The 6,659-nt window shown below is 68.2% G+C and carries 7 protein-coding genes; all 7 read left to right on the forward strand.

Going from position 1 to position 6,659, the window contains the following annotated elements; genetic code table 11:
- The first annotated feature begins 48 nt into the window (after positions 1–48).
- The 7 genes from S2M10_RS22315 (at position 49) to S2M10_RS22345 (ending at position 5,735) form a co-directional block, all read left to right on the forward strand.
- Positions 49–510 (forward strand): DUF4126 domain-containing protein, encoded by a 462-nt coding sequence (locus S2M10_RS22315; protein WP_168848058.1) that lies wholly within the window; start codon positions 49–51, stop codon positions 508–510.
- Positions 507–1,883, forward strand: coding sequence for an FAD-containing oxidoreductase (locus S2M10_RS22320; protein WP_168848059.1), 1,377 nt, complete (start codon positions 507–509; stop codon positions 1,881–1,883). The genes S2M10_RS22315 and S2M10_RS22320 overlap by 4 nt, the downstream gene beginning before the upstream one ends.
- Positions 1,884–1,898: 15 nt before the next feature.
- Complete coding sequence (locus S2M10_RS22325) at positions 1,899–2,543, forward strand: sulfite oxidase-like oxidoreductase (RefSeq protein ID WP_168848060.1); 645 nt, start codon at positions 1,899–1,901, stop codon at positions 2,541–2,543.
- A gap of 134 nt (positions 2,544–2,677) precedes the next feature.
- The gene (locus tag S2M10_RS22330; protein ID WP_168848061.1) at positions 2,678–3,040 is read left to right on the forward strand and encodes a response regulator; all 363 of its coding nucleotides are present in this window, start codon (positions 2,678–2,680) and stop codon (positions 3,038–3,040) included.
- A complete protein-coding gene (locus S2M10_RS22335; protein WP_168848062.1) occupies positions 3,037–4,806 on the forward strand; it encodes a PAS domain S-box protein in 1,770 nt (589 codons plus the stop codon). The genes S2M10_RS22330 and S2M10_RS22335 overlap by 4 nt, the downstream gene beginning before the upstream one ends.
- On the forward strand, positions 4,803–5,420 hold the full coding sequence (locus S2M10_RS22340) for a response regulator (protein WP_168848063.1): 618 nt from the start codon (positions 4,803–4,805) through the stop codon (positions 5,418–5,420). The genes S2M10_RS22335 and S2M10_RS22340 overlap by 4 nt, the downstream gene beginning before the upstream one ends.
- Positions 5,421–5,516: 96 nt before the next feature.
- The gene (locus S2M10_RS22345; protein ID WP_211091229.1) at positions 5,517–5,735 is read left to right on the forward strand and encodes a hypothetical protein; all 219 of its coding nucleotides are present in this window, start codon (positions 5,517–5,519) and stop codon (positions 5,733–5,735) included.
- Positions 5,736–6,659 lie beyond the last annotated feature (924 nt).

The following is a 6,659-nucleotide window of genomic DNA, read 5'->3' on the forward strand; positions in this document are numbered from 1 at the left end:
CGCCTGCCGAATCGCGTTCCAATCGTCCCGCTGTTGGGAGACCTGCCGATGCCACCCCTCGTTCTTGCCCTGTTGATCGGCGGTGTCGCCGGCCTGCGTTCCATGACCGCGCCGACGGCGATCGCCTGGGCGGCCGCTGCCGGCTGGCTGCCGCTGGCGGGTAGCTGGCTCGGCTGGATGGAATGGTGGGGAACGCCGTGGATCTTCACCTTGCTGGCGATCGGCGAGCTGGTGGCGGACAAGCTGCCCACCACGCCCAGCCGCAAGGCGCCGCCGGGCTTTGTCGGACGGCTCCTGTCCGGCGCGCTGTGCGGTGCGGCGATCGGGCTGGCGGCTTCCTCGCTGCCGCTCTGCGTCGCGGCGGGCGTGCTGGGTGCCGTGCTCGGCACCTATGGCGGTCATGCGGCGCGCATGGCGCTGGGGCGGGCGTTCGGCACCGATCTGCCCGCCGCCCTGGTCGAGGATCTCGCCGCCATCGGGATCGCGGCGTTCGTGGCGGCATCGCTGTGAGCCGCCGCTTCGACGCGATCGTGATCGGTGCAGGGCAGGCCGGAACGCCGCTCGCCGGGCGGCTGAGCGATGCCGGCATGTCGGTGGCGCTGGTCGAGCGGCATCTGCTCGGCGGCACCTGCGTCAATACCGGCTGCAAGCCGACCAAGACGCTGGTCGCCAGCGCCTATGCGGCGCACATGGCAAGGCGGGCGGCCGATTTCGGTGTGACCATCCAAGGCGAGGTGGGCATCGATTTCGCCAAGGTGCGGGCGCGGGCGGACAAGATCTCCGCCGACTCGCGCGCCTCGCTGCAAGGCTGGATCGACGGCATGGCGCATTGCACGCTGTTCTTCGGCCAGGCCAGGTTCGAATCGCCGCACCGGGTGCGCGTCGGCGACGAGGTGCTGGAGGCCGATCGCATCTTCCTCAATGTCGGCGGCCGCGCGCTGGTCCCGGACATGCCGGGGGTGGAGGAGGTGCCCTTCCTCACCAACAGCACGATCCTCAAGCTCGATGCGGTGCCGCGCCATCTGGTGGTGGTGGGCGGCAGCTATATCGGGCTGGAGTTCGGCCAGATGTTCCGCCGCTTCGGCGCCGAGGTGACGATCGTCGAGAAGGGCCCCACGCTGATCGGCCGCGAGGATCCGGAGATTTCGGACGCGGTGCGCGACATCCTGGAAGCCGAAGGCATCGCGGTGCGCACCGGCGCCGAATGCATCCGCTTCGCGGCCCAGGGAGAGGACGTGCTGGTCGGCGTCGACTGCCAGGAGGGCAGCCCCGAGGTGCTCGGCAGCCATGTGCTGCTCGCGGTAGGGCGCGTGCCCAACACCGACGATCTCGGGCTGGACGCGGCGGGCGTGCAAACCGATGCGCGCGGCTATGTCCAGGTCGACGATCGGCTGCGCACCAATGTCGCGCACATCTGGGCAATGGGCGACTGCAACGGTCGCGGCGCCTTCACCCACACCGCCTATAACGATTTCGAGATCGTCGCCGACAATCTCCTCGACGGCACCGACCGCAAGGTGACCGACCGCATTCCCGCCTATGCGCTCTATATCGATCCGCCGCTCGGCCGCGTCGGCATGGGCGAGGCGGAGGCGAAGAAAGCGGGCCACAAGATCGAGGTCGGCAACCGGCCGATGACGCGGGTGGGCCGCGCGGTGGAGAAGGACGAGACGCTCGGTTTCATGAAGCTGGTCAGCGATGCGGACAGCGGCAGGATCCTGGGCGGCGCGATCCTCGGCACCGGCGGCGACGAGGCGATCCACGGCGTGCTCGACCTGATGGTCAAGCAAGGCACCGCCACCGACCTGGCGCACGCGGTGCATATCCACCCGACCGTCTCCGAGCTATTGCCGACCATCGCCGGCGAGCGGAAGCCGGCCTGACGAGGGAAGCGCCCGATGGACGAGGACAGCAAGCTCACCCGATCCAAGCGCGCCTGGGCCGAGGCGGGCAAGTTCCTGACCGGCCGCACGTCGCGCCCCGAGGCGGAGCGGCTGCCGCCGGGCCAGCATCTCGTCACCACCTGGCCGGTGCTCGATCTCGGCCGCCAGCCCGAGGTGCGGCCCGAGCGCTGGCGGCTGACCATCGACGGCATGGTTGCCCGGCCGCTGACGCTCGACTGGCCGGCCTTCGAGGCGCTCGCCACCGACGAGCGGGTCAGCGACATCCACTGCGTCACCAGCTGGTCGCGCTACGACAATCGCTGGGCGGGCGTGGCGACGGCGCGGCTGCTGGAGATGGTCGAGCCGCGCGACGAGGCCGAGGCCGTGATGCTCCACGGCTATGACGGCTATACCACCAACCTGCTGCTCGCCGATTTCGCCGCCCCCGACGCGCTGATCGCGCATCGCTGGGAGGGCAAGCCGCTCCACCGCGACCATGGCGGCCCGGCGCGGCTGGTGGTGCCGCATCTATATTTCTGGAAGAGCGCGAAGTGGATTTCGCGCATCGAGCTGATCGGCCGCGACCGGCCGGGATTCTGGGAAGTCAACGGCTATCACCTGCGCGGCGATCCTTGGGCCGAGGAACGCTATTCGCGCTGAGCCGAGCGCCAATACGTAGCTATCCGCATGACGCTGCAGATGCGGGCTGCATAGTTTGGCCCCATGCGTTCCAGCGTCTGCCTTTCGTGCCCCTTCCTGCCGCCTTTGGTGCGCGCATGAAGGAGGGCGTACCCATGCCGAGCCGCGCCCCGCGCGAGCGCGTGCTGCTGGTCGATTCGCAGGACGATTCGCGCCGCGCGCTGCAATTGCTGCTCCAGGGCTGCGGGATGGAGGTGCGCGCCTTCGCCTCCGCCGCCGCCGCGATGGCGGAGGCGACGCTCGAGCAGATCCGCACGCTGCTGATCGCGCGCGAACTGTCCGACGGCGATGCCATCCATCTGCTCCGTCAACTGGCGCTGCGCGGCTGGAAGGGGCGGGCGATCCTGATCGGCCAGAGCCATGCCGAGCTCGACGACGAGGCCCGCGCGGCCGGGTTCGCGCAGGTGGTGAAGAAGCCGGTCGGCCGGCTCGAACTGCTCGGCGCCCTCGCGCGATGAACTTCCCGCTGCCGCCGTTCGACGTGCCGGCGCCGGTGACGCTGGGCGATCGGCTGCGGCGGCGCATCCCCGAAGCGATGGCGACGCTGCTGCTGCTTGTCTCCGGCCTCGCGCTGGCGCCCTTGGTATCGCGCGGCGAGCGCTATGTGCTGGTCGGCGTGCTGCTGGCCTGGGCCGCAGCGATCCTGCTGCTCGCCTCGTACAGTCGCGCGCTGCGCCGCCGCCTGCGTGCCGAGGAGGCCGATGCCCGAAGACGTGCCGATCGCGCCGACGAACTCGCCGCCGAGCTCAACCTGCTGATCGACGGTGCGGTCGGCTATGCGATCTACACCGTCGATCCCAAGGGCCGCGTGTCCTTCTGGAACGAAGGCGCCGAGCGGTTGAAGGGCTGGCGCGAGGACGAGGTGCTCGGCCGCGACATGCGCCTGTTCTACCCGGCCTCGGCCGTGACGGCGGGCAAGCCGCGCGCCGATCTCGACGCGGCGCTGCGCGACGGCAAGCTGGAGGAAGAGGACTGGCGGCTGCGCAAGGACGGCAGCGAGTTCCTCGCCCAGGTGCTGATCACGCCCTTGCGCGGCCCCGACGGGCGGCTGCGCGGCTTCGGCAAGGTGATCCGCGACATCACCGAGCAGCGCGCCAGCGAGCGCCAGGCGACCGCCGCCGCCAACCATCTCCGCTCGATCCTGGCGACCGTGCTCGACGCGATGGTGATCATCGACGAGCGCGGCAACATCGTCTCGTTCAGCGCCGCCGCCGAGCGGATGTTCGGCTATGCCGAGGACGAGGTGGTGGGCGCGAATGTCAGCCTGCTGATGCCGACGGGCGACGGCCGGCAGCATGACGGCTATATCCGCCGCTATCTCGACACCGGCGAGCGGCGGATCATCGGCACCGGCCGCATGGTCACCGGGCGGCGGCGCGACGGATCGACCTTCCCGATCGAGCTGTCGGTCGGCGAGGCGATGACCGAAGGCGAGCGCGTCTTCACCGGCTTCATCCGCGATCTCAGCGACAAGCAGCGCGCCGAGCAGCGGATCGAGGAACTACGCTCGGGGCTGATCCACGCCGCGCGGGTGAGTGCGATGGGGACGATGGCCTCGACGCTGGCGCACGAGCTCAACCAGCCGATCACGGCGGTGGTGAATTACGTGCGCGGCGTATCGAACCTGCTCGACGCGGGCGACCCGGAGGATCTGCCTATGATCCGCGAGGCGCTCGACGATACCGCGCAGGAGGCGCTTCGGGCGGGCACCATCGTCCGGCGCCTCCGCGAGTTCGTCGCGCGCGGCGAGGTGGAGAAGAGCGTCGAGCACGTCCCCGATCTCGTCGACGAAGCCTGCAAGCTGGCGCTGATCGGCGCGCGCGAGAAGGGCGTCGTCGCGGCGTTCCGGTTCGATCCCGCCGCCGGGCCGGTGCTGGTCGACCGTATCCAGATCCAGCAGGTGCTGATCAACCTGATGCGCAATGCGATCGAGGCGATGGCGGGGGTGGCGGAGCGGCGGCTGACGGTTCTCAGCCGGATCGAATCGCCCGGCTTCGTCCGCGTGACGGTGGCGGATAGCGGCCCCGGCGTGGCAGCCGAGGTGGCGGAGGACCTGTTCCGCGCCTTCCACAGCACCAAGGCCGACGGGATGGGCCTCGGCCTGTCGATCTGCCGCACCATCGTCGAGGCCAATGGCGGCCGCATCTGGCTGGAGCCGCGCGCCGGCGGCGGCAGCGCCTTTCACTTCACCCTCGTCCATGTAGAAGAAGGAACGCCCTCGTGACCGACAAGCGCCTCGTCCATATCGTCGACGACGAGGATGGCGTCCGCCGCTCCGCCAGCTTCATGCTCAAGACCCATGGCTTCGCCGTGCAGACCTGGCCTTCGGGCATCGCCTTCCTCAAGGAAGCGCGGCATGTCGAAGCCGGCTGCGTGCTGCTCGACGTGCGCATGCCGGAAATGGACGGGCTGGCGGTGCAGCAGGAACTCCACGCCCGCGGCATCGCGCTGCCGGTGATCGTGCTGACGGGTCATGGTGATGTGTCGCTGGCGGTGAAGGCGATGAAGGCCGGCGCGGTCGACTTCCTTGAAAAGCCGATGGAGAGCCGCGCGCTGATCGACGCGATCCACCGCGGCTTCGAGCGGCTGGAGGCGGCCGAGGACGTCAAGGCACGCGCCGCGGACGCCGAGACGCTGCTCGGCGCGCTCACCGTGCGCGAGCGTGAGGTGCTGGAAGGGCTGGCCCAGGGCTACCCCAACAAGACCATCGCTTATGACCTCGGCATCTCGGCGCGCACGGTGGAGGTGCATCGCGCCAACGTGATGGCGAAGCTGGGGGCGAAGAGCCTGTCCGAGGCGCTCAGAATCGCGTTCGCGGCGGGATTGGGTGCAGGCTAAACGATCGCAGTACCGTGCATTCTCGCAGGTCTTGCGGTATAAGACGTGGGACTCGGGGGAGTGCGGGATCGACCTTGCTGACAGGGAGCGGGAACGATGACGATGCAACAGGAACCCACGCTCGCCATGGGCATGCTGCCCGAGGCGGAAGAGAGCATCCGGGCCTGGTCTTCCGGCCTGTTCACGGCCTGGTGCGATGCGGTGGTGACGCCGTGGAACCTCGTGCCGGAGCCGACCGCCCACTCGCAGGACACCGGCGAGCGGCTGTCGATCCCAGAAGCGCTGGAGAGCGGGGCGCTGTCGCTGTTCGCGTGAAGCGGGGTGACCGGGCCCCCTGCGTGCTGAGCGGGTCCAGGGTCAGGAGCCTACTGCTCAAGACAACAGCAGGGGAGCGCCGCGCTCGGAAGATGGCTCTGCGGAGACCGTGCTGCTAAGCTGTTTTCGCACTTCAAATGGAAAGCTCAGCTGCACGGCTTCGACGCCCCCGGGCCTCGCTACGCCTTCGGCGTGGAGTTGCCGGCTAATTGGTCTGGTCGCGCCCAAATTCAGCCACAGCGGCCGAGCTCAGCGACCGTCGTCAATCGGCTTGGACCGGCGGTTGGCGCCCTGCAGGCAGCGTGATGCCAAGCGAGGCGGCGCACCATCGGATCGCTCGCCAGTGGGCTTCGGACAAACCTCCTCGTTGCCGACGGATTCGGCACACCGACCGCTTGTCTGGCGCAAAATATACCACAACTTCTCGACCATCCGCAGCATGTCGCGCTCGCCATTTAAAACGACTGCTAGGGTACGAGCTTGTTGGATCCTGAGAACTCCAGGACGTTAGATTCTCCGCTTCCACCAAAGCGTCGGCAAAGGCTTCGGCCTTGATTGTTGCTTGGCGCATAATCTGCTCAGCTATTATGCCTTCACGAGCTGCGGCGGAGTCGTCAAATTTAGCAATTACCTTCGCGTCCACCGCTGCGACGGAAAGCATGATAGCGCTAACAATCATTCACGATCTCCGTGCAGCAAATCGAAGACCTCCCGGCGGAGCGTCTATTCTTTGCCCAACGGATGTAGCCCGCGCCTGTCCAGATAACATGCAGGAACGATCTGCTCCACGTGCTTTCTGTAGCTTTCAGCGGTAAATGTCACGAAGTGACATCACTGATTGTCGCCTCCTGCGGCCTGCTCCTTTGGGGAAGCACTGATAAAGCCAGCTTTCCCGCTCGGTCCGGCACGTTGCGCTCTGAGGAA

This window comes from Sphingomonas sp. S2M10 (assembly GCF_012650175.1).
Lineage (GTDB): Bacteria > Pseudomonadota > Alphaproteobacteria > Sphingomonadales > Sphingomonadaceae > Sphingomonas.